The sequence below is a fragment of the Ruegeria sp. ABV3_008 genome (assembly GCF_056161185.1).
In genome coordinates, this window is record NZ_JBSWYP010000013.1 from 22,063 (window position 1) to 43,913 (window position 21,851).

The window sequence follows — 21,851 nt, forward strand, 5'->3', positions numbered from 1 at the left end:
TCCTGACTGGGTCTTGGGCGCTGTTCTGTGAGTATGACGTTATACATCGGGCTATTGCGTTCTCATTGCACCCCACAGCGGGTAGTCGCAGGCGTTGTGTTCCTGCCCTTGCTTGCCTACGTATTCCCCCCTTTTCTGGCCGCAGAGCTGTCTTTTCCCCTGCGTTTGCTGTTTTGGGCCGGCGTTTTGGTTTTGGCTTTGGCCGCCATTTGGGCCGCGCGGAATGTGATTGAACGACATCAGATACTGGAGCAACTGCCCGCGCGCGACCTGGCATATGCGGTTGTGATTCTTGCGATGTTCACTCCGACCCTCTGGCTTTTGGCATGGTTGCTGTTCACTTGGGGTGGTCATATGGCGCCTGAGATGGCGACTGTTGCTAGTTACGGGATATTGTTTGCGACAGGCCTGTTGCTGGTGCGTCGGGCCGAATGGCACGATGGCAAGGTCGAAGCCGAGCCTGAGCTAAAGCCCATGCCACGGCTCGCGCGTCGTCTGCCCGAGAGTTTTCAGGGTGAGTTCTACCGCCTGACCGTGCGCGACCACAATGTGGACGTCGTGACCTCCGAGGGGACCTTTACGATCCGCTCTCGTTTTACCGATGCCATAGACGAGATGGAGCCTGTTGCAGGCCATTGCTTGCACCGGTCGCATTGGGTGTGCGATAAGGCCGTGGCGGGAGTTGAGCGGTCCGAGGGCAAGATCTTCCTGAGTTTGGTTAATGGCGATCTTGTTCCGGTCAGCCGTAAGTACCGGCCGATGCTGGAAAAGGACGGCCTGATCTGAGACTTAGCGAGGCATCGGGATCATCTGCGGTTGAGCACCCGTCAGGATCGCCAGCGCCTTTGGCTCCATCAAATCGGTCAGAACCTGATCCGAGCTGCGCAACCCGCCGGTATAGGTGCCAAAGGCGGGCAGGATCAGACGATTTGAATCCAAAAGAAAAGCCGGGCGCGTGATGCTGCGGCCACGCGCACGCAGCGTGGCCTTTGGGTGATAGTGGCCCGAAATCTCACCTTGTGCCCCGGACTGCGCGATATGGCGAAAGGTGAGTGTGTCGCAGGTCCACTCGGCCAGATGCGTACCACCAAGCTCTACCGGGCCGGGATCGTGATTGCCTTCGATCCAGATCCAACGGCGCCCGGCTTGTAGGGTGGCAATGCGCAGCCTCTCGGGGCCGGGCAGCGACAGGGAGGCGTCAAGATCATCAAAGCTGTCCCCTAGACAGATCACGGTTGCAGCGCGCGTATGCTCCAGATCCGCGGCCAGCCGGTCCAACGTGTCCTGACTCTCATAGGGCGGCAGGATCGCGCCACCGCGCCGGGCCATGCGTTCTGACTTGCCAAGATGTAGGTCGGAGGCGCACAGCAATTGTTGCGCGGGCCACCACAATGCGCCCGAGGGTAGGGCGATCAGGTTCTGCCCGGCAAAGGAAAATTCAACGTTGTTCATGGAACGTTCTTCGCGCGTTTTGCCCGCCCGTGCAAGGTGGATCAGAGCGTATCCAGCCCGGCCGCCTGGAGCAATCGCGCGCTTTCCTCCGCCAACAAACGTTCTTCGCCGGCCCCTTTGACTGGGACTTTTCCAACTTCAAGGAACAAGGGTGCGGCGAGAGGTGACACGCGGTCCAGCCGAACCAGATCAATACGGTCGCCAATCCGTTCCACCATTGCTTCGATTCGGCCAAAATCGACGAGGCCGCGCATGGCCTCTTCACGGGTGATCTGCATCAAAATGTGGTCGGGGTCGTATTTCAGCAACGTATCGTAGAGGATATCTGACGAAAACGTGGCCTGCCGTCCGCTTTTGCGTTGCCCGCCAGTGTTGCGCTCGATCAGGCCCGCGATTGTGGCCGAGGCGCGAAACGTGCGTTTCATTACCGCATTCCCAGCCAGCCATGTGTCCAACCCGTCGCGCAGCGCATCGATCCGAAACAGAGGCGTTGGATCGGTCACTGCATCCAAGCCCCAGATCAGGGTCGCGTAGTCGGTCGCAACAAATCCGAGAGGGGCAAGGCCTGTTTCCTCCATGCGTTTGGTGAGGAGTAGGCCCAAGGTTTGTTGCGCATTGCGTCCGGCGAAGCCGTAGACACAAATATGCTCGCGCCCGTCGCTGGGAAAGCTCTCGACCAACAGGCGGTTGCGTTGGGGCAGGCGAGAGACATGCCGCTGTAACTTCAGCCAGTCGGCTGTGTGTTGCGGCAGCTGAGGCCAATCGGACTGCGCGAACATGCGCAGGATACGGTCGCTCAGCTGCGTTGAGGTGGCGAACTTTGTTCCCGCAAAAGTGGCGATTTTGGGCTTCTTGTCGGCACGGCGGCTGACTTCGACCACAAGCTCGCGCAGGCCTTCGTAGCGCACGATCTGACCGCCGATCAGGAAGGTGTCGCCGGGGGTCAAAGTGGCTGCAAAAGCCTCCTCCACCTCGCCCAACGGCTTACCACCCCGGTTGCGCTTCAGGCGGACTTTCAGGGTATCGCTGTCCTGAATGGTGCCGAGGTTCATCCGAATGCGTGCCGCGGCGCGGGGGTCCCTTAGCTGCCACAAACCGTCGGCGCGTTGCTGTAACCTTTGCCATCGATCATAGGCCCGCAGGGCATAGCCGCCGGTCGCGCAGAATTCGAGACAATCGTCAAACTCGGGTCGCGTCAATTGTGCAAACGGCCCGGCCGAGGTCATCTCGGTAAACAGTGCATCCGCATTGAACGGTTCCGCAGATGCCGCGATCAGGATATGTTGGCATAGCACGTCTCGGGGGCCTGCGCCGCGCGGCTCTCCGTCCAGATCATGGGCATTTGCGGCCTCAAGGGCGGCCACGCATTCGACCACTTCAAACCTGTTGGCAGGTACCAGCAAGGCTTTGGACGGCGCGTTGTAGCGGTGATTTGCCCGTCCGATACGCTGCACCAGCCGCTTGACGTTCTTGGGCGCGCCGATCTGGATCACCAGATCAACATCCCCCCAGTCGATGCCTAGATCGAGGGAGCCGGTGCAGACAATGGCGCGCAGGTCACCTCGGACCATGGCGGCCTCGACCTTCTCGCGTTGCTGGCGATCCAGACTGCCGTGATGGATTCCGATGGGCAGACTGTCCTCGTTGGCAAGCCACAGATTGTGAAAGAAAATCTCAGCCTGCGCGCGGGTGTTGTGGAAGATCAGTGTCGTCTTGTGTTGGCGGATTTGGTCCAGCACCGCTGGGATCGCATAGGCCGCGCCTCCGCCCGACCATGGCGGCATCTCGGCAGTTTCCAGCATCGCGATGTTGGGATCGGGGCCAGGATCGGCTTGAATGATCTGACACGGGTCGGGGTGACGGGCCAGAAAGCGGGCAATGGCCTGAGGGTCCTCAACAGTGGCCGACAAGCCCACACGTCGGATGTTTGGACATAGAGTCTGGAGCCGCGCCAGCGCCAGCATCAGTTGATCCCCGCGCTTACTTTCGGCCAAAGCGTGGATTTCATCGACGATCACACGTTGCACTCCATCAAACATGCGTGAAGCGTCCTCATATGAGGTCAGCAGAGCCAGACTCTCGGGCGTGGTCAGCAGGATATGCGGCGGGTTGGCGCGCTGGCGTTTTTTCTGCGTGGCTGAGGTATCGCCTGTGCGGTCCTCAATGCGGATGGGCAACCCGATCTCGTCCACGGGTGTGCGCAGATTCCGTTTTATGTCCGCTGCAAGGGCCTTGAGGGGCGAGACGTATATAGTATGCAATCCGGTACGTGTACCGTCCGCCAACTCGGCCAGTGAGGGCAGAAACCCCGCCATCGTTTTGCCGCCGCCAGTGGGTGCAATCAGCAAAGTGGCCGGGTCCTGCGCTCGGTCGAACATGTCCTGCTGATGAGGGTGGATGGTCCAGCCCTTGGTGCTGAACCAAGTGCCGATCCGGGCGGGAATCTGCGTCATGTGCGCAGACTACCCCTGTCATCCCGAAAATGGCACGGCGTTATTTGACGATTTTCTCGTCTTTGACGAACATGTTGGCCCAGGCACGATCGATCAGGTCGGGACTCATCTGATAGGGGATGCCCTCGAACTCACAGATCGAGATCATCTGGTCGATCAGGAAGATCGGCTGGTAGTTCGCATAGATGTTGTCGATCGTCGGGTATTTCACCTTCAACAGATGCACCAGCGCGGCCTCATCCAGTGGCATGCCGCGTTTGCGGGCGACCATTGCGAAGATCTTCAGGAAGTTCTCTTGGTTCGGACCATCAATCTTGATCTTGAAGAAGATCCGGCGCAGGGCCGCTTGGTCGAAGATCTCATTCGGGTGGAAGTTGGTCGAGAAGATCACCAGCGTGTCGAAGGGGACTTCGAACTTTTCACCCGATTGCAGACCGAGGATATCCTTGTTCTCTTCCAGCGGAACAATCCAGCGGTTGACGAGGGCCTGAGGGGGTTCTGCCTGTCGTCCAAGGTCGTCCACGATGAAGATGCCACCGGTCGATTTCAGCTGCAGCGGGGCCTGATAGGTCCGCGCGGTGGGGTTGTAGACCAAGTCCAGCATGCTCAGCGACAATTCACCACCGGTTACAACGGTTGGGCGCTCGCACTGAACATAGCGCGAATCGAACCTCTTGCGGCGACGCAGGCTGTTAGGGTCGTCAGGCTCCTGCTCAATCGCGGTATGTACGATCGGGTCATAAACGGTGATCACCTGACCGGCATATTCGATAGCGTAGGGGACATAGACATTGTCACCCAACGCATCCCGAATACCGTTCGAGATCGAAGACTTACCATTCCCCGGAGGGCCATACATCAGGATCGAACGGCCTGCACTGACCGCGGGGCCGAGGTGATCCAGCAGGCTGTCGGGCAAAACCAGGTGACCCATCGCATTGGTCAGTTGGTCTCGCGTGACCTGAATATTGCGGATCGACTGGCGTTTGACCTGCTCGCGATACACATCCAGCGGTACGGGCATCGCACCGAAATACTCCGACTGACTGAGCGCGTCCAACGCACGGGCCTTGCCGGCGTCGGTCAGCTGATAGCCCATCTCATTGCCGCTATTGGCGTTCAGTGTGCCTGTGGCCTCAAGTAATTTTTGGTCACGGGCAATGTCGATTAGTTCCTGCGTGACAGAGCCGGGCAGGCAGACGGCTTCGGCCACTTCGGTCACGGTGCTGGCATTCTTGCGAAAGATCGTCTTCAGCAAAATGTCCCGCATCATCACAAGCGGGAGCTGCATTTCACCCAAACCCTTCGGGGCAGGGGGCGCCATAACTGCGGAGGTCTGCATATTCATGAGCGGGACTCGTCTGTTCTGATGTCACACCAAAGGCCCCAAAGCAGGCCAGTTGTGTGAAATCTGGCGCAGCTTTGTGGCGGGACCAAGGCAGCGACAAGGCGCGCAGATGATAGTTTACGATCCGAGAACAGTCCCAAGAATCAGATACATGGCAAGCGAACCAGACAGGGCCAACCCCATCGGGAACTTTTTGCCCTTGTCCCAGCTATCCCAATGTGGGGCAATCGCGCGCAGCCTTGTGTGCTTGGCCAAACGGTGGGTCGATACGGCCCCCAAAGTACAGGCCATCAGAATAGCCATGAGTAGAATCATATCTGCGAACCAGATGAACGGAGCGGCTGCGGCCAGAAATTTGGCATCGCCCGCGCCCATCGCTCCGGCGGCGTTCAGGATGATACCGGCAAGCAGAACCACGAAGATATGCAGGAATTGCCAGACATAGATCGGTAATGCGATATCAAGAGGGCCGATCTGCCCTCCAATCAGCCCCGTCGACCACGGAGGCAGCACAAACAGACCAACGACGATATAGACCAGAACCAGCGTCGTGACGGCGTGGTTCTTGATCTTCATTTCGCGCATATCCGTGAACGCGACATAAAAGCAGATCGGCAGCACAAAGGGCAGAAACCATGCTGCCGCATAGGCTGGTATCGCCATGTGTCAGCTGTCCTCAAGCGCGCGAAGCGAGCGGACGGCTTCATCGAAATGCTGGGGATGGGTCGCAATCGCCTCGCGGAGGAGGTTCTTGCCGGTTGTCGTATCCCCTTGTTTCACCGCGGAAATTGCCATCGTGTTCAACAGCCGGGCGCGTTCAACCTGTGTCATGGGCACGACTGGCAGGCTGTAATTCCCCTGCGCCGACCGGGCCAGAACCAGATTGTTCTTGGCTGTAAACAGGCTCTTGTCCTGTCGGACGGCCTCGGTGAACAGGCGTTCGGCCTCAGCATATTGCCCGCGCGTCAGCTTGGAGTAGCCCCAGTTATTCATCACCCCACCCGGGCGCGTGGTCAGGCCCACAGCCGTTTCATAGAAGTGATCGGCGCGTTTCCATTCCTTGCGGGAATCCGCTACGACGGCTTCAAGCCGGTAGCGCTTGAACGACTCATGCGTCGGCGGGACCGAGTTCAAAACGGTGTGGGCCGTGTTCCAATCCCCATTGCGTACCAGCGCATCCGCGTATTCAACCTTGTCGGCCGCATTGGCGCCGTTCATGGTCGTCACGCGTTTCCACGCGGCGGCCGCCTCGGTCGAGCGTTTGGCGCGACCCAGCGAGATCGCAAGCCCGCGCTGCAGGTCGATCCGGTCAGGGTTCTTGGCTGCGGCATTATGGAAATAAGTGACTGCCTCGTTGGGGTCGGCGGCGGTCAGAAGCACGTCGTTCAGGTTGGTTTCGTCAATGACGTTCACCTCCTGAAATGTGCGTTCGACCTTTTCTTCTTCGGTTTCTTTTGCACAGGCGGACAGGATCAACCCAGTGACCACGAGTGATGGAATCAAGAATTGTTGGCGCATTTTTGCGTCCTTTTACTGCTCTTGCCTCGGTTACTGGATTTTGCGTAGCGAAAATTGCCCGTCGCCTAGCTGCTCCAGCGTATATTCTTGTTCTTGGTCAGTATTATTAACAGGATTTTCCATTTTTGCGATAGCTAAGCGAAGATTGTCGCGGATTGCGTCACTTTCGCCATTGTCCAAGGCAAACGCCCGTCGAAACACCTGTTCTGCCTCGGGGTATTGTCGGGTTTCCATCAGCAGGACACCCAAATTGTTCCAGGCGATGGGCCAGTCCGTGTCATCCTCGACCGCGCGGCGTAGAAGGGTCTCGGCTTGCCCCAAACGACGCAGCCCCAGATTTGCGGTCCCCAATGAGGTCAGAACCTGCGGCGTCATCCCTTGTTCCAGCGCGGCGCGGGTAAAGCTGTCGAGGGCCAGCTCATATTCTCCGGCGGCCATCAGGCGGTTTCCTACGGTGATGTTGTCTTCGGCCTGTCCCGACGGATCTATGCCCGGCGCATCGAGGTCATCCGACAGGCGCCCTTCCGTGCAAGAGGCCACCATGGCGAAAACCATGATGGCCTGAAAACTTCGGCGAAGCCTACGCAAGGCACAGCCTTTTTCTGGGAGCATCGAAGTTACATCATCCTCCGAAGTTCGAAATGACGCTTGCAGAAGGCCCCACCAGAATGATCAATAGAGGCGGTACCGTTAAGGTCATTGTGACCAGAGTCATCTTCGTAGGCAACTTGTTTGCGGCTTCTTCTGCACGCATCACACGTTTGTCTCGCATTTCGGCAGCATAAACCCGCAGAGCCTCGGCAATAGAGGTGCCGAACGTGGCTGATTGGATCATCACGGTTACAAATGCTCTTACATCCTGAACGCCGCAGCGCGTTCCGAAGTCACGCAAGACCGTATCCTTGTCCTTACCTGCTTTCATTTCATAGGCTACGACTTCGAATTCCTGCGCAATCTCCGGGTAAGAGCTTTTCATTTCCGATGCAACGCGCACGATCGCCTGGTCGAGGGACTGACCGGCTTCGACGCAGACAAGCATCAAATCCAACGTGTCCGGAAAGGCAGACGTAATGGCTTCACGTCGCTCTTCAACACGGCGAGTAATCCAGTATTTCGGTATGAAATACCCAATCCCGCCCGGAACCAGAACACGGATCAACAATTGGGTTCCAGTGAACTCCTGATCGCCAGCAAATACCGTGACCCATACAACTCCGAGGAGAATACCCAGGATACCCAGAGCGAATTGAGCGAAGTGAAAGAACCGGACCGCGTCCTTGGATTGATACCCCGCTTGACGCATTGTTAGCTGAATGGCCGACAGCTCTTCTTCGCTTTTGGGTTCAAGGAAAGTCGCAAACTTTTCCAGCTGTTCGTTTCGACCGCTTTGACGCAGTTGATCCTTTTTGGATTTCTTCGGCGTTTTTGGCGCTGCGTTCGAACGTTGAAGTTTTTTGAGGGGATCTTCAGGCTGGTTCAGCATCAACAGAACCGCCACGGCCACCAAAACCACGCCGAGAACACCGACCACGATCAGGGGGCCAAACTCTCCCAGCTGCTGCGTCAAAGTATCATTGATGGAGGCTAGAAATTCCATGACAGTGACCTCACACCTTAATATTGGTGATCATTTTCATAACGATCAGGTTCAGTGTCAGCATGATGCCAACGATGAAACAGCATGGGATAAACCAGGGGTGGTCAAGAACTTCGTCATAGTAGTCTGGCGATTTTACCAAAATGAAGACCAGACAAAATAACGGAAATCCCGAAAGGAATTTGCCGGACCATTGAGCCTCGGCGGTGATCGCCTTTACGCGGCGGAACAGGCGGAAACGGGCACGGATCACTTGGGCCAATCCGGCTAGAATTTCGGCGAGGTTGCCGCCGGATTGTTGCTGAATGCCAACTGCGACCGCGAGAAAGCGTAGATCTTGCATATCCAGTCGCTCTGCCATGTCTTTGAGGGCCTCGCCCACGTCACGACCATAGGCACACTCATCTGCAATGACGCCAAATTCGGTTCCAAGTGGATCTTGAACTTCGTTTGCAGCGATCTGAATCGAAGATACGAAAGGGTTACCGACGCGCAGTGAGCGCACCATCAGCTCGACTGCGTCGGGCAGTTGTTCTTCGATCATGCTCATGCGTTTTTTGGCCTTGCTACTGACCCACATGAAGACGCCACCAACACCGATGGCGATCGAAATAGCGGCGCGCAGCACAGTTTCAGTTGCCGTGCCAATACTCAAGCCAACAAAGGCAAAAGCCGAAACAAGACCCATGATCATGATCAGTTGTCTTGGCGTAAACGCTATGGCAGCCTTTTGGGCTTTGTCTGCAAGCAGCGAATACAGAGGGATGCTCTGCGTTTTCATATGCTGCTGCATTTCCTTGCGCAGCTGTTCTAGAACTTGCTCGCGCCCCGCGCCCTTGTCGAGCATGTCGAGCCGTCGGTTGACTCGGCTGTTCAGGCTGATGGATTTGCCGAACGCCACAAGATAGATGCCTTCCACCAGGGCAAGGACACCCACGAAGATGGCGACATAGATGAGAGCCTCCATAGGCAATTGCATGTCGTGATCTCCTACATTGTGGTTGGGTCGTAGATGGACGAGGGCAGGTCAAAGCCCCAAAGGCGGAAGCGTTCAGAATAGTGGCTGCGCACGCCGGTGGCGGTGAAGTGACCGATGATTTTGTTATCGGGTGTCAGGCCAACGCGTTGGAAACGAAAGATTTCTTGCATCGAAATCACATCGCCTTCCATCCCGGTAATTTCGGTGATCGAGGTCATGCGACGCGAGCCATCCTGCAAACGGCTGGCCTGAACGATCAAGTTCACAGCGCTTGAGATCTGGCTGCGAACCGCCTTGATCGGCATTTCGATCCCCGCCATTGCGATCATGTTCTCGAGACGCGAGATACCATCCCGCGCCGAGTTCGCGTGGATTGTGGTCATCGAGCCGTCGTGGCCGGTGTTCATCGCCTGCAGCATGTCGATCACCTCGGCGCCACGGGTCTCACCCACGATGATGCGGTCGGGACGCATCCGCAAGGCGTTTTTCAGACAGTCGCGGGGGCTGACCTCACCTTTTCCCTCAACGTTTGGCGGGCGGCTTTCCATCCGGCCAACGTGAGTCTGCTGCAGTTGAAGTTCCGCCGTATCCTCGATGGTCAAGATACGTTCAGCGTCGTCAATAAAGCTCGAAAGCGCATTCAGAGTGGTCGTTTTACCGGAACCCGTACCGCCCGAGACAATGATATTCAGGCGTGTCGAAACGGCGGCTTGAAGATAGGCGGCCATTTCTTCAGTGAACGCGCCAAAATTGACCAGATCATCGATGCCCAGCTTGTCTTTTTTGAACTTGCGAATCGATACCAGCGAGCCGTCAACCGCGATCGGAGGAACCATCGCGTTGAAACGCGAGCCATCGGCCAGACGGGCGTCGACATAGGGGTTGGATTCGTCAACACGACGGCCCACTGCGGACACGATCTTGTCGATGATCCGCATCAGGTGTTTTTCGTCCTTAAACGTGATGTCGCTGATTTCCAGCTTACCCGCACGTTCGACAAAAATCTGTTGCGGGCCGTTCACCAGAATATCGTTGACCGTATCGTCGCGAAGCAGGGCTTCAAGTGGTCCGAGGCCCGTGACCTCGTCGTAAAGCTCCTTGTTCAGCTGCGCGCGGTCGTCGCGGTTGAGCACGATGCTTTTGGCTTCCAAAACTTCGCTGGCAATTGCGCTGATCTCGGTGCGAAGCTCGGCCTCTCCTGCGTTTTCAAGGGCTGCGAGGTTCAAATTTTCCAGTAGTTCCCGGTGCAGCTCAATCTTGATTTCGCTCAGGCGCTCTTTCCGTTTGCGGTCGCGGTCGGCGCTCGTGACTTCGCCAGCTTTCTTCTGAACGGGCTTGCGTGCAACTGCTGTTGCCGTTGGCGCTGCGGGGGCCGCTTCGGGCGCTTTGGCCGGAGTCTCGACCGGCTGCGCATCAGACGCTTTCTTATATCTGGAAAACATGGCGGCTCTTCCCTTGGAGTTGTGTTATGCGGCCTCAGCGTCGTTGCTGCCGAGGCTGTGGAGCGACTTTGCAAGCTTGGCAATTTCGCGACGCAGCGGGTTTTTGGCGGCTGAACTGGCCAGTGGCAGGCCATGATCGCCACTTTGCATCACCGGCTTGCCCCCATCGGGCAGTTGCAGGTCGATCGAAATCCCGAGGCTTTCGCCCATACGTTTGATGCGCCCCTTGCCGTTTAGATCGGTGAACTTGGGGGCCCGATTTAGGGCGAAGCGCAATTTGTTGAACGGCAGCTCTTCGGCCTGCAAGGCGCGTTTCAGACGCAATGCGTTCTGAGCCGAGCGCATGTCCAACTCGATCATGGCGAAATAGACATGTGCAGCTTGTAGAACAGTTTCTGACCACAAAACCAATGTCTTGGGCATGTCCACGATCACATAGTCGAAATGTTTGCGCGCCGTATCTATCACGCGCTGGATGTCTTCGGGCGTGATCAGATCCAACGGCACCATGTCGGATGGGGCCGTCAAAACCTGCATTTTTTCTTCATAGCTTTGAAGGGCTTGCGAGAAAACCTCATCATCCATTGACGCTGTATCGGACAGCATCTCGAAAACGGTTTCACGGCGGGGCAGGTCCAGATAGGTCGAGACCGTGCCGTATTGCAGATCCAGGTCGATCAGACAGACAGAAGGCGCGTCCTTGTCCGAGATTGTGGCGAGTTCCCAGGCCAGGTTCACAGCCAATGTCGTAGAACCAACGCCGCCCGCCAGCCCTTGCACTACGAACAGAGCGCCTTCTTTTGATTCTCCGCTGGACAAAGTGGCCGCCGCGGCTTGTGCTGCAACCACGGGATCGGGCTTGTTCATCCGCTCGATCGCTTCGTTCAGTTCACCTTCGGGAAGCGGGTAGGGGACAAACTCATCCGCGCCTTTGCGCAGAAGCTGATGCAGCGAGGCGGGGGTCACGTCCTCGGCAATAAGCACCACTTTGATCTTCTTGTCTTTTGCCTGGGTGATGATCTCGCCCATCAGCGAGAGGTTGTCTTCATCATCTCCATCAATTGCCAGGGCAACGAATTCCAGTGTTTCCGCTTCGGGTTGGCTGAAAAACGCGAGAGCTTCGGCAAAGCCAAGATCGCCCCAACGCTCACCCAGAATGGTTTCCATGTCTTCGATTAGCAGATCGAAGTTCTGGACGTCCCGGCTGATCGTGCAGGCCAGAATTCCCGAGTCGTTGTCTTGCGGCGTCGCGCTACTCATATACACAATCCTCGTAGAGAGGGCTTGGCATTTCATGCGAACGAATACGCTCGGGTAGATTTGCTGTCGCCCCAATGCGGTCAATTTTGGCCGCAGGTCACCCTATTGTTCACAATATTGCTTTGAAGTTGGGCGAGAATTTGGCGCAAAAGAACCAATTGTAGGGAAACGGGCGACGATGTCGCCCGTTCAGATGGGATTATCCACCGCCGCCGCCAGTTGCGTCGACTTGTTCGACTGTAGAACCGGAAGCTGCGCTTTCGACGTATTCGCGATAGATGACATCAGCATACTTGCCGTCCAGCGTTTGTGGTGCGCGATCCACAAAGCCCGAAACCTCGGTCACCGTCCGGCGATTCCGGCGGTCGCGATTCGTTGTAGCAACCAGTGGACGCGTTTTGCCGAAAGAAACCACCGCCTCTAGTCTAGACCGCGAGATTCCCTGTTGGGCAAAGAAGGACACAACAGCTTGTGCCCGACGCAAGCCAAGGCTCTTGTTGTAGCTGGCTGAGCCCACTGCGTCCGTGTGGCCATACACACGGAACCGTGCTTCAGGGAATTGTTTGATCCAATCCGCCTGCTGCAACAGAATACGTTGGGCCGACGCATCGAGCTGTGAACTGTTGAAGGCAAAGTTCACTTGGCTGGGGACTTCAGCGGCGAACCGGCGGCTCAGAATCTGAGCGTATGTCAGCTCTCCGTTCATGACCTGCGAATTGTTCAGCGTCGCGTTGCCAAAGGTTCCCGCATCAATTTCATACCCGGCTTCGCGTGTACATGCGGTAACTGCGACCGAAAGACCTAAGGTGAGTATCAACGTTTTCATTGGTCCTAACCTCCTCATCAATCCAGAATATAGCCGTAAGAACTGCCAAAATCTTGCTTGGCGACTTCCGATGCGCCACCTGCGCCTGCGCGCTCGGTCCGAGCAACGCGACCGTTTATAAACAGATCAAACTCACTGGGGGGTTTTACTCGATCTGTCGGCAAAGCAAGCGTTTCCCCACGGGTCGGTGAGACCAAGTGCGCGGTGATGATGATAACCAACTCACTTTGTTCTCGCTGGTACTGTGCGCTGCGGAACAGGGTGCCCAGAACAGGAACGTCGCCCAACCATGGCACCTGATTGCTCAGGTCCGTGAAGTCATCCTGAATCAGGCCTGCGATCGCAAAGCTTTCACCGTCGCGCAGCTCAATGGTTGTTGAGGTCTGGCGGGTAATGAAGCTTGGGACCGAATCGCCGTTGATCGTAAAGTCCGAAGACGTATCGATACTCGATACTGCAGTGCCAAGCTCCAAGTTGATAAGATCACCGTCGACCACGCGCGGAATGAAGTCGATCTCAACACCGAACGCGCGGTATTCGATTGCGACAACACCGTCATCTGCGGGCACAGGAATCGGGACCTCACCACCGGCTAGGAACGTTGCCTGCTGACCGGACAGAGCGGATAGGTTCGGTTCGGCGAGCGTACGCGCAAGACCTTTGGTTTCGAGTGCTTCAAGCAGTAGCCTAACTTGGGTAGAACCGGCGCCAAAACCGAACAGAATTGCGCCCGTATTTGCTTGCGCGATCGGAATGTTGTTGGCCAGCGCATTGTTCAACGCACCTTGCGTGTTTAGGGTGTTGAAACCGGCTGTGACGTCGCCGCCTCCAAAGCCAAGAGATGTCGACAGGTTCTTTGCGACCGAGCGGTTCATTTCGGCAAAGCGAACCTTCAGCATGACCTGCTGCACACCGCCGACCGACATCAGGTTCGAGACCCGGTCGGGGGCATAGCGTTCGGCTAGTTCCAATGCGCGGGCTAGTTTGGCCGCTCCTGAAACCGTGCCGGACAAGACGATGCCGTCGTTCGCAGTGCGCACTTCGATTTGTTCGTTCGGCAAGATCTGCCTCAGACGCTCTTTAAATTCAGTCACGTCAGGGGACACGCGTACGCGGACATTCGCCAAAAGCATACCGGCCCCATCGAAAAGTGTAAGAGTAGTTAGGCCGGGTGCTCTGCCCAAGACATAGATCGTTCGCTCTGAAAGCGACGAGATGTCGGCAATACCGGCATTCGCGATACTCAGTTCGGCAAATGGCTCTTCACTTTCAACAACGATCGCGCGGTTTACAGGTACTTCCAGCGTTTCCACTGTGCCCTTCTTCACCACGCGAAGAGTTTCGGCCCAAGCGGCATCGCCGACTGGGCTAACAACGAGCGACAACCCCAGCAGGGTTGCGCTGATCCAGGAACGTATTTTCATGTGACCTGCCTCTCCGATCACGCCTCGTTTTTATGGGTCTTATGCCCTATAGGCGAAACTCTGCGCGAAAACGGAATTTATTGCAATAATCAAGGGTTTCCGGAAGTTTCCTTATGTGGGCAATTAGCAACATAGGAATCAATTGAGCCGCGCGAATTGCGCGGCTCGGCAGGTGTAACATCCTGAATAGGCGTCAGTTTGTACAGGCGATCACACTATCGGCAACTTCGCTGTTACCGCGACGAATGCGCGTCTTGCAAACTTGTTGCTCCACACGTTCAGGGACGGGGGCGGCTTCTTCCTCGACGACACCCAGCAACGCGCGTTGGTCGATTTCGATGACTTCTGACGACACCGTTTCATCTTCAATCCCGACAAGCGCCAGGGTCAGTCTGCCCGTGTTTTGCGCTTGCGTAAGTACAGCAACCTGTTCACGTGTGACTGCAACGGTGATCGTTCGCGCGATGGTTGTTCCGGTCACGTCCGTTCCTGCGATCTGGTCAACGGCGATAAGTTCGACCCTGGGCTGGATCAGGCGGGTGATCTCGCCATCCGCTTCGGCGGTTGTCCCGCGACGCGAACCGGTCCAGTACACGTCCACAAAATCACCGGGGCGCAAGAAACCGGAAACGCCCGAAGCCACATCAACCCGAATAGCGAAAGCGCGCATACCTTTGTCCAGCTGAGACGTCAGACCCGCCCCTTCGCCCGGCTGAGTGATTTTGACCTCCATCAGCGCTTCGTCTTTTTCCATTGTGCGAAGAACGAAACGATCTTTGCTGCCTGACTCGGGGAAAAGAACCGCAAGGTCGGTAAAGCTGCCTTCCGGGATCGCGTTTTCTGGCCAATCAACAACACGCACGTCGTCTTCTGCCAGACGTTCTCCGTATTTCAGGGTCCGATTTGATACAATAACACCTACGGTTGGAATCACTTCTATCGCAGCGTTTTCTGCTGCGGCGGCCTCTAACGCGGCTGCTGCTGCTTGCCGTTCGCGTGCGAGTTCCTGTTGATAAGCAGAGATATAGTTCTGCGCCATGTAGACAGCACCACCGGCCAGAGCTAGTCCGACAATCAGGACAAGTCCGAATATCGCTCGCATACATCCACCTCATTCTGTGCTAGTTGGGCAAATAGTGCCCAACAAGAAGTTCTGAAACAGCGACCTGTTTAACGGGGAATTGTGTCGAAATCTGGGGCAAAAGCGTTTTTCGATGCAAAAAATTTTTTGTTCATCTGCGACGCGCGCGCACAAATCACTGACGTCAAAGCAATCGCGCGCCGGACAGAAAACTCGTTGCTAACTGTCACAGGCGCACGATCTTCAAGGCAAAGATATCATTCGCCGTTTACGGTTCCGGCTGAAGTGATTCCACCAGCGTTGTCATTGTCACCAGTGCTGACTGTCGCCGTTGACAAAGCTTGGTCCACGTTTCCGCCGAAATTGTCCATTCCGGTCCTCATCACAAGTATGAGTGCAGAGCTGAGCCCGATGATCAAAGCGACCAAGACGACCCAATCAACCGTGATTGCGCCCTCTTCGCTTTTCACAAAGCGATTGTGAAACTGTTTCATGTGTCGTCCTTCCAAGAGCCTCTTCTACTCAAGCCATCGCCAGCCCAAGTGCAGATAATTCGATCTATACAGTTTTAGCTGACGTGGATGGCGGAAATTGGGCCAGAAAAAGGAGGTCATGCCAAATTGCCACTGCTTTCGCATTGGTCACGGAACAAAAACTCATTTTTGACGGTGACAAAAAGCGCTTGTTAAAATAGCGCCTTGTAGACTTTGGGTGTATTTACCTCAAAAAGAAAAGCCGCACCAAAATCTTGGTGCGGCCTAGAAACTTAGCTGTAAGCCAAATTATTCGTCGGTGCCGGTCGCAGAGCCTGCTGTGGTGATGCCGCCTGCGTTGGTGTTGTCGCCAGTCGAAACAGTAGCGGTGCTCAGCGCGGTGTCTACGTCGTCCGCCAGGCTGGTCGCGCCGCCCTCGATTTGCTGGTATGCAACGGCTGCCAGGCCGATGACTGCTGCGGTCAGAACAACCCAGTCAACTGTTACTGCGCCGTCTTCGTCTTTGCGGAAGTTCTTGATGAACTTGATCATGTTACGTCCCTCCTAAAGGATCTAAAAAAGTCTTCTAAACCTCGGCGTCTTTCAGAGCTTCCTCTCTCAGTCCGCTCCCGATCGTCTCGGTATGCATCTATGTTTGCCTGTTGTGCATGGCAGGAATTGGGCCAAACAGGGAAAAATTTGCCCGATGCCTAACTTTTTGGTTATTTAGTTTTTAAGATATTGAAAATAAATGTAAAAAAACAAATCTGGTTGTTTGGGGTCGTCTTTTAGCGATGCAAATTTGCGGCAAATGAGGCGAAACTGCCCCAATTTGCTTGGTTTTTCTGGCTTTGCGCGAAGATTCGAGGTTCAAATCAATCAAAACTAAAACATGAGGCAGGCAAATGAATCTCCGGGACGCAGTTACATGCGCCGGCGTATTGGCGTTTTTGGTATGCACGCCAGACACCGTGCGCGCCGATGAGGTCGAACCGCGTGGTGTCTATAAAAGGATCAAGGCGCCTCAGCCGGGTCAGCGGCCGAAGGTTAACATTCGGATTACCTCTGAAGAACACGCGGCCAGACCGTCCGCACCCAGCACCGGAGCGGAACTGGTAGTCCCCGATGTCATCAAACATGCCAAAGTACCTCCGGCAGCAGACGCCCCCGTCGTCGCGACCAAAGCACCTCCGAAAGGCGCGTATAAAGCCTTTTGGGAGAAGATCTCGCCCGAGCTGGCACAGGCCGGGCCGGGACGGCTGGATTCTGCGATAGACGCCTTGGCCGCTACTAGCGTGTCCACACCTCGGTTGCAGACCCTACAGGGCATCGTGAACAATCAGGGGCGCGATATCCTGCGCTCGACCATTGGCACTAACGTCTCACCTGCACTGGTTCTGGCGGTTATCTCGGTGGAATCGGCTGGGCGGGCCGATGCGGTCAGCTCGGCCGGGGCGCAGGGGCTGATGCAGCTGATGCCCGCAACGGCCGAGCGGTTTGGCGTGCAGGACAGCTTCCAGCCCTCTCAGAATATCTCGGGTGGGGTCAAATACCTGGATTGGCTGATGGGTGAGTTCGACAATGACCCGATATTGGCGCTTGCCGGGTACAATGCCGGAGAGGGGGCCGTCCGCAAACACAGCGGTGTGCCGCCCTATGAAGAGACCCGGGATTATGTGCCCAAGGTGCTCGCGGCTTTTCAGGTCGCGCGGGCGCTCTGCGCGACGCCGCCGGTCTATGCCTCGGATGGGTGCGTATTCCAAACGCTAAACTAAAGCGTTTCGGGTTTTACCTGAATAATCAAGTGACGCGAATGTCCCGAGAACACTAAAAGCGTGGCAGGTTATTCGCGTTACAAGTCTAACCCGAAACGCTATGGGGCCTGCCTAAATCAGCAGGCCCAGATTTTGGTTTAGTTGACGATGTTCGCCTCAGTTGCGGCACGGATCTCGTCTTCGGTGACGCCTTCAGCGATCTCGACGATCTTCAGGCCACCCTCAACCACATCCAGAACCCCGAGGTTGGTGATGATGCGATTCACCACCTTTTTCCCGGTCAGCGGAAGGGTGCATTTCTTCAGCAGCTTGGATTTGCCGTGTTTGTTGGTGTGATCCATCACCACAATTACACGGCCGACGCCGGCCACAAGATCCATCGCGCCGCCCATGCCTTTGACCAGAACACCGGGAATCATCCAGTTGGCCAAGTCGCCTTCTTCATCCACTTCCATCGCGCCCAGAACGGCTGCGGCAATCTTGCCGCCCCGGATCATCGCGAACGAGGTCGCGCTGTCGAAATATGCGGTGCGCGACAGCTCAGTGATGGTTTGCTTACCCGCGTTGATCAGGTCGGGGTCTTCTTCGCCTTCGAACGGGAAGGGGCCCATACCCAGCATACCATTCTCGGATTGCAGGGTGATGTCCTTGTCGCCCACATAGTTTGCCACCAGCGTCGGAATACCGATGCCGAGGTTCACATACATGCCGTCTTCAAGCTCTTGCGCCGCACGGGCGGCCATCTGGTTCCGATCCCAAGGCATTATGCTTCCTCCTTCTTACGGGTGGTGCGCTGTTCAATGCGCTTTTCGTGATCGCCCTGAATGATCCGATGCACATAGATGCCCGGCAGGTGGATCGCATCCGGGTCCATTGAGCCTCGGGGGACAATCTCTTCGACTTCGGCGATGCAGATTTTGCCACAAGTCGCCGCAGGCACGTTGAAGTTCCGGGCGGTCTTGCGGAAGATCAGGTTGCCGGTGTCATCGGCCTTCCATGCTTTGACAATGGCCAGATCGGCAAAGATGCCTTCTTCCAGAATGTAGGTCTCGCCGTCGAAGTCTTTGTGTTCCTTACCCTCGGCGATCACAGTGCCCACGCCGGTTTTGGTATAGAAGCCGGGGATGCCTGCGCCACCTGCGCGCATCCGTTCGGCCAGAGTGCCCTGCGGATTGAATTCCAGCTCAAGCTCTCCGGCCAGGTACTGACGCATGAATTCCGCGTTTTCGCCGACGTATGAGCTGATCATTTTCTTGACCTGCTTGGTTTGCAGCAGGATGCCGATGCCGAAATCGTCGACACCCGCATTGTTTGACGCAAAAGTCAGGTTCTGAGCACCCGATTCTTTGATCGCCTCGAGCAGCAGTTCCGGGATGCCGCAAAGGCCGAAACCGCCCGCCGCGATCATCATGCCATCCGAAAGCACTCCGTCGAGCGCGTCAGAGGCATTGGCATAGATTTTCTTCATGGAAAACTCCCCCAATGACATGGTGATGGGCAGGTTGTGCCGCCGCGTCAGGGGGAAGTCAACGAATCCAAAGGGCTGGTGGTATTTCTACCTATCCAACCCTAGCTTGCCGTTTTCTTAGTTGTTTTCTTGGCAGCGGCCTTCTTCTTTGGGGCAGCCTTCTTCTTTGTTCCCTTCTTTGCGGCGCGTTCATTGACCAATTCGATGGCCATTTCCTGCGTCACATCTTCGGGCTTGATGTCCTTGGGAATGGTGGCGTTGACCTTTTCCCACTTCACATAAGGCCCATAGCGCCCATCAAGAACTTGCATGGCACCTCCATCAGGGTGTTCGCCCAACTCTTTGAGGGGGGCGGCCGCAGCGCGCCGCCCACGTCCCGGGTTGGCGCGTTTTTCTGCCAGCATCTCGACCGCGCGGTTCATGCCGATCTCGAACACGTCATTGGGGTCTTTGACATTCACGTAGACCGGTTTCGCCTCTTCCGGCAGTTGGTGCATGATATACGGCCCGAACCGCCCGAAGTTCGAACTAATCATACCGCCTTCGGGATGTTCACCGATTTGGCGGGGCAGGGACAATAGGGTCAGGGCCTTCTCAAGGTCCATGTCGTCCTTGCTCCACCCACGGGGCAGAGAGGCGCGCGGGGGTTTCTTGTTCTCGGGCGTCGGCTCTCCGCGCTGAACGTAGGGACCGAACCGGCCGGATTTCAGCCAAATTTCGTCGCCTGCATCCTCACCGAGAAGACGTTCATCTCCTTCGGCCCCTTCGCCCGCGATGGGTCGGGTATAGGTGCATTCGGGATAGTTGCCGCAGCCAACGAACCCGCCGGTCCGAGACGTTTTTAGATGCAGTTGACCCGTCCCACATTTCGGGCAAATGCGTGGGTCCGACCCGTCCTCACGTGGCGGATACAATTGCGGGGCCAGCGCCTCGTCAAGCTTGTCCAGCACTTCCGAGATTCGCAGCTCAGACGTCTCGCCAATCGCGGCCGAGAAATCGCGCCAGAACTTGCTCAGCAGATCTTTGTAGTCACGATCGCCGGCACTGACATCGTCCAGCTCTTCTTCCAGATTCGCCGTAAACTCATAGCCCACGTATTGGCGGAAGAAGTTCAGCAGAAAGATGGTGACGATCCGGCCCTTTTCTTCGGGGATCAGGCGGTTCTTGTCCTTACGCACATATTCGCGGTCCTGAATCGTAGTTACGATTGAGGCATAAGTGGAAGGACGGCCGATCCCCAGCTCCTCCATCCGTTTGACCAAAGTGGCCTCAGTATAGCGTGGAGGCGGTTGCGTATGGTGCTGCAGCGCCAGAACGGCTTCGTTATCGGACAGGATCGCCTGTTTGGCAGTTTTGTCCGTGCTGTCGATCGTCGCCTTGGTGAATTGATCGCGCAGCGAGGTTTTGGCAAATTTCGCAGGATCGCCCTGCATGATTTGCGGCAGACGTTTTTCATCGTCATCTGCCACATCATCACGGCCTTCTTCGTAGACGCGCATGAAACCGTCAAACAGCACCACCTGACCGGTCGCGCGCAGGCCGACCTGAGCGTCGTCGCTGCCGATTTCAACGGTTGTGCGTTCCAGGCGCGCAGCAGCCATCTGGCAAGCAATCGTGCGCTTCCAGATCAGATCATAAAGCTTGCGCTGATCTTCATCGGTCACTTTCAGTTCTTTTGCATCGCGCGTCATGTCCGTCGGGCGGATACATTCGTGCGCTTCCTGCGCGTTCTTGGCCTTGTTCTTGTAGATGCGCGGGCTGTCCGGCACATATTCGGCGCCATAGCGATCCGAAATCGCGTCGCGCGTGGCGGCGACCGCTTCGGGGGCCATGTCGATGCCGTCAGTTCGCATATAGGTGATGTAGCCTGCCTCATAGAGACGCTGCGCCACCTGCATCGCGTGCCGCGCACCCATACCGAATTTGCGGCTAGCCTCCTGTTGCAGGGTCGAGGTCATGAAGGGCGCGCTGGGGTTGCGTGCCGCAGGTTTCGCCTCGACCGAGGTTACGCTCAGCGCGCGGCTGGTGATGGCCTGAACAGCCAGCTCTGCCTGTGTCGCGTCTTTCAGATCGTGCTTGTCCAGCTTTTTGCCGGCATAGGTAACCAGGCGCGCCTCGTAAGTTTGGCCGCGTGGGGTTTCGAACAGGGCCTTGACCGACCAGTATTCAACCGGCTTGAACGCCTCGATCTCCATCTCGCGTTCGACGATCAGCCGTAGACAGACAGATTGCACCCGGCCTGCCGATTTCGCGCCGGGCAATTTGCGCCACAGAACCGGCGACAGGTTGAAGCCCACCAAATAGTCCAACGCGCGGCGGGCCAGATAGGCCTCGACCAGCGGCATGTCGACCTCGCGCGGGTTTTGCATCGCCTGGGTGACGGCCTCTTTGGTGATCGCGTTGAAGGTCACGCGGCTGACTGGGGTATCTTTCTTGATCGAGCGCCGCTTGGTCAGCGCTTCCTGCAAGTGCCAACTGATCGCTTCCCCCTCGCGATCAGGGTCAGTTGCGAGGATCAGCGCGTTGTCTTCCTTCAGCGCATCCGCAATCGCTTTGACGTGCTTCTTGCTATCATTGCCGACCTCCCACTTCATCTCGAATTCATGGTCGGTATCGACCGATCCGTCCTTGGGCGGCAGGTCCCGCACATGGCCATAGGAGGCCAGAACCGTGTAGTCGGGGCCGAGATACTTATTGATTGTTTTTGCTTTGGCCGGAGATTCTACAACAACTACGGGCATTTAAGGGGAAACCT

At 56.6% G+C, this 21,851-nt stretch carries 20 protein-coding genes; 2 read left to right on the forward strand and 18 right to left on the reverse strand.

Features of this window, described 5'->3' with window-relative positions; translation table 11 throughout:
- Nucleotides 1–33: 33 nt before the first annotated feature.
- On the forward strand, nucleotides 34–786 hold the full coding sequence (locus ACXAH8_RS19185; RefSeq protein ID WP_475220319.1) for a LytTR family DNA-binding domain-containing protein: 753 nt from the start codon (nucleotides 34–36) through the stop codon (nucleotides 784–786).
- 3 nt (nucleotides 787–789) lie between these two features.
- On the opposite strand, the gene pdeM is transcribed toward ACXAH8_RS19185, so the two are convergent.
- The 15 genes from pdeM to ACXAH8_RS19260 form a co-directional block, all read right to left on the reverse strand.
- The gene (pdeM, locus tag ACXAH8_RS19190) at nucleotides 790–1,452 is read right to left on the reverse strand and encodes a ligase-associated DNA damage response endonuclease PdeM (protein WP_475220243.1); all 663 of its coding nucleotides are present in this window, start codon (nucleotides 1,450–1,452) and stop codon (nucleotides 790–792) included.
- Between the two features lie 41 nt (nucleotides 1,453–1,493).
- Nucleotides 1,494–3,905: a ligase-associated DNA damage response DEXH box helicase gene (locus ACXAH8_RS19195; protein ID WP_475220244.1), complete on the reverse strand. Its 2,412-nt coding sequence runs from the start codon at nucleotides 3,903–3,905 to the stop codon at nucleotides 1,494–1,496.
- Between the two features lie 40 nt (nucleotides 3,906–3,945).
- Nucleotides 3,946–5,253 (reverse strand): ATPase, encoded by a 1,308-nt coding sequence (locus ACXAH8_RS19200; protein WP_170471981.1) that lies wholly within the window; start codon nucleotides 5,251–5,253, stop codon nucleotides 3,946–3,948.
- Between the two features lie 117 nt (nucleotides 5,254–5,370).
- Nucleotides 5,371–5,916 (reverse strand): prepilin peptidase, encoded by a 546-nt coding sequence (locus ACXAH8_RS19205; RefSeq protein WP_475220245.1) that lies wholly within the window; start codon nucleotides 5,914–5,916, stop codon nucleotides 5,371–5,373.
- Between the two features lie 3 nt (nucleotides 5,917–5,919).
- On the reverse strand, nucleotides 5,920–6,771 hold the full coding sequence (locus tag ACXAH8_RS19210; protein WP_475220246.1) for a tetratricopeptide repeat protein: 852 nt from the start codon (nucleotides 6,769–6,771) through the stop codon (nucleotides 5,920–5,922).
- Nucleotides 6,772–6,801: 30 nt separating this feature from the next.
- A complete protein-coding gene (locus tag ACXAH8_RS19215; protein WP_475220247.1) occupies nucleotides 6,802–7,383 on the reverse strand; it encodes a tetratricopeptide repeat protein in 582 nt (193 codons plus the stop codon).
- A gap of 10 nt (nucleotides 7,384–7,393) precedes the next feature.
- Nucleotides 7,394–8,368, reverse strand: coding sequence for a type II secretion system F family protein (locus tag ACXAH8_RS19220; RefSeq protein ID WP_170554677.1), 975 nt, complete (start codon nucleotides 8,366–8,368; stop codon nucleotides 7,394–7,396).
- Between the two features lie 10 nt (nucleotides 8,369–8,378).
- A complete protein-coding gene (locus ACXAH8_RS19225) occupies nucleotides 8,379–9,347 on the reverse strand; it encodes a type II secretion system F family protein (protein ID WP_170471973.1) in 969 nt (322 codons plus the stop codon).
- 11 nt (nucleotides 9,348–9,358) lie between these two features.
- Complete coding sequence (locus tag ACXAH8_RS19230) at nucleotides 9,359–10,789, reverse strand: TadA family conjugal transfer-associated ATPase (RefSeq protein WP_170471971.1); 1,431 nt, start codon at nucleotides 10,787–10,789, stop codon at nucleotides 9,359–9,361.
- A 24-nt stretch (nucleotides 10,790–10,813) separates the two neighbouring features.
- Nucleotides 10,814–12,049, reverse strand: a complete 1,236-nt coding sequence (locus ACXAH8_RS19235; RefSeq protein ID WP_475220248.1) for a CpaE/TadZ family protein — start codon at nucleotides 12,047–12,049, stop codon at nucleotides 10,814–10,816.
- Between the two features lie 199 nt (nucleotides 12,050–12,248).
- The gene (locus tag ACXAH8_RS19240; protein ID WP_170471968.1) at nucleotides 12,249–12,875 is read right to left on the reverse strand and encodes an OmpA family protein; all 627 of its coding nucleotides are present in this window, start codon (nucleotides 12,873–12,875) and stop codon (nucleotides 12,249–12,251) included.
- Between the two features lie 17 nt (nucleotides 12,876–12,892).
- Nucleotides 12,893–14,299, reverse strand: coding sequence for a type II and III secretion system protein family protein (locus tag ACXAH8_RS19245; protein WP_170471966.1), 1,407 nt, complete (start codon nucleotides 14,297–14,299; stop codon nucleotides 12,893–12,895).
- A gap of 193 nt (nucleotides 14,300–14,492) precedes the next feature.
- Nucleotides 14,493–15,401, reverse strand: a complete 909-nt coding sequence (cpaB, locus tag ACXAH8_RS19250) for a Flp pilus assembly protein CpaB (protein ID WP_170471964.1) — start codon at nucleotides 15,399–15,401, stop codon at nucleotides 14,493–14,495.
- A gap of 236 nt (nucleotides 15,402–15,637) precedes the next feature.
- Nucleotides 15,638–15,874, reverse strand: coding sequence for a hypothetical protein (locus ACXAH8_RS19255; RefSeq protein WP_170639317.1), 237 nt, complete (start codon nucleotides 15,872–15,874; stop codon nucleotides 15,638–15,640).
- 288 nt (nucleotides 15,875–16,162) lie between these two features.
- Nucleotides 16,163–16,405 carry a Flp family type IVb pilin gene (locus ACXAH8_RS19260; protein WP_170639318.1) on the reverse strand — a complete coding sequence of 81 codons (243 nt, stop codon included), beginning with the start codon at nucleotides 16,403–16,405 and terminating at the stop codon, nucleotides 16,163–16,165.
- A 353-nt stretch (nucleotides 16,406–16,758) separates the two neighbouring features.
- Here ACXAH8_RS19260 and ACXAH8_RS19265 point away from each other — a divergent pair, with 353 nt between their 5' ends.
- Nucleotides 16,759–17,628 carry a lytic transglycosylase domain-containing protein gene (locus tag ACXAH8_RS19265; RefSeq protein WP_475220249.1) on the forward strand — a complete coding sequence of 290 codons (870 nt, stop codon included), beginning with the start codon at nucleotides 16,759–16,761 and terminating at the stop codon, nucleotides 17,626–17,628.
- Between the two features lie 137 nt (nucleotides 17,629–17,765).
- On the opposite strand, the gene ACXAH8_RS19270 is transcribed toward ACXAH8_RS19265, so the two are convergent.
- From ACXAH8_RS19270 to topA, 3 genes are all read right to left on the reverse strand, one after another.
- Nucleotides 17,766–18,392: a CoA transferase subunit B gene (locus tag ACXAH8_RS19270; RefSeq protein ID WP_170554670.1), complete on the reverse strand. Its 627-nt coding sequence runs from the start codon at nucleotides 18,390–18,392 to the stop codon at nucleotides 17,766–17,768.
- Nucleotides 18,392–19,096 carry a CoA transferase subunit A gene (locus ACXAH8_RS19275; RefSeq protein WP_170766194.1) on the reverse strand — a complete coding sequence of 235 codons (705 nt, stop codon included), beginning with the start codon at nucleotides 19,094–19,096 and terminating at the stop codon, nucleotides 18,392–18,394. Before ACXAH8_RS19275 ends, ACXAH8_RS19270 begins: the two co-directional genes overlap by 1 nt.
- A 101-nt stretch (nucleotides 19,097–19,197) precedes the next feature.
- Nucleotides 19,198–21,837 carry a type I DNA topoisomerase gene (gene topA, locus ACXAH8_RS19280; RefSeq protein ID WP_475220250.1) on the reverse strand — a complete coding sequence of 880 codons (2,640 nt, stop codon included), beginning with the start codon at nucleotides 21,835–21,837 and terminating at the stop codon, nucleotides 19,198–19,200.
- Nucleotides 21,838–21,851: the final 14 nt, after the last annotated feature.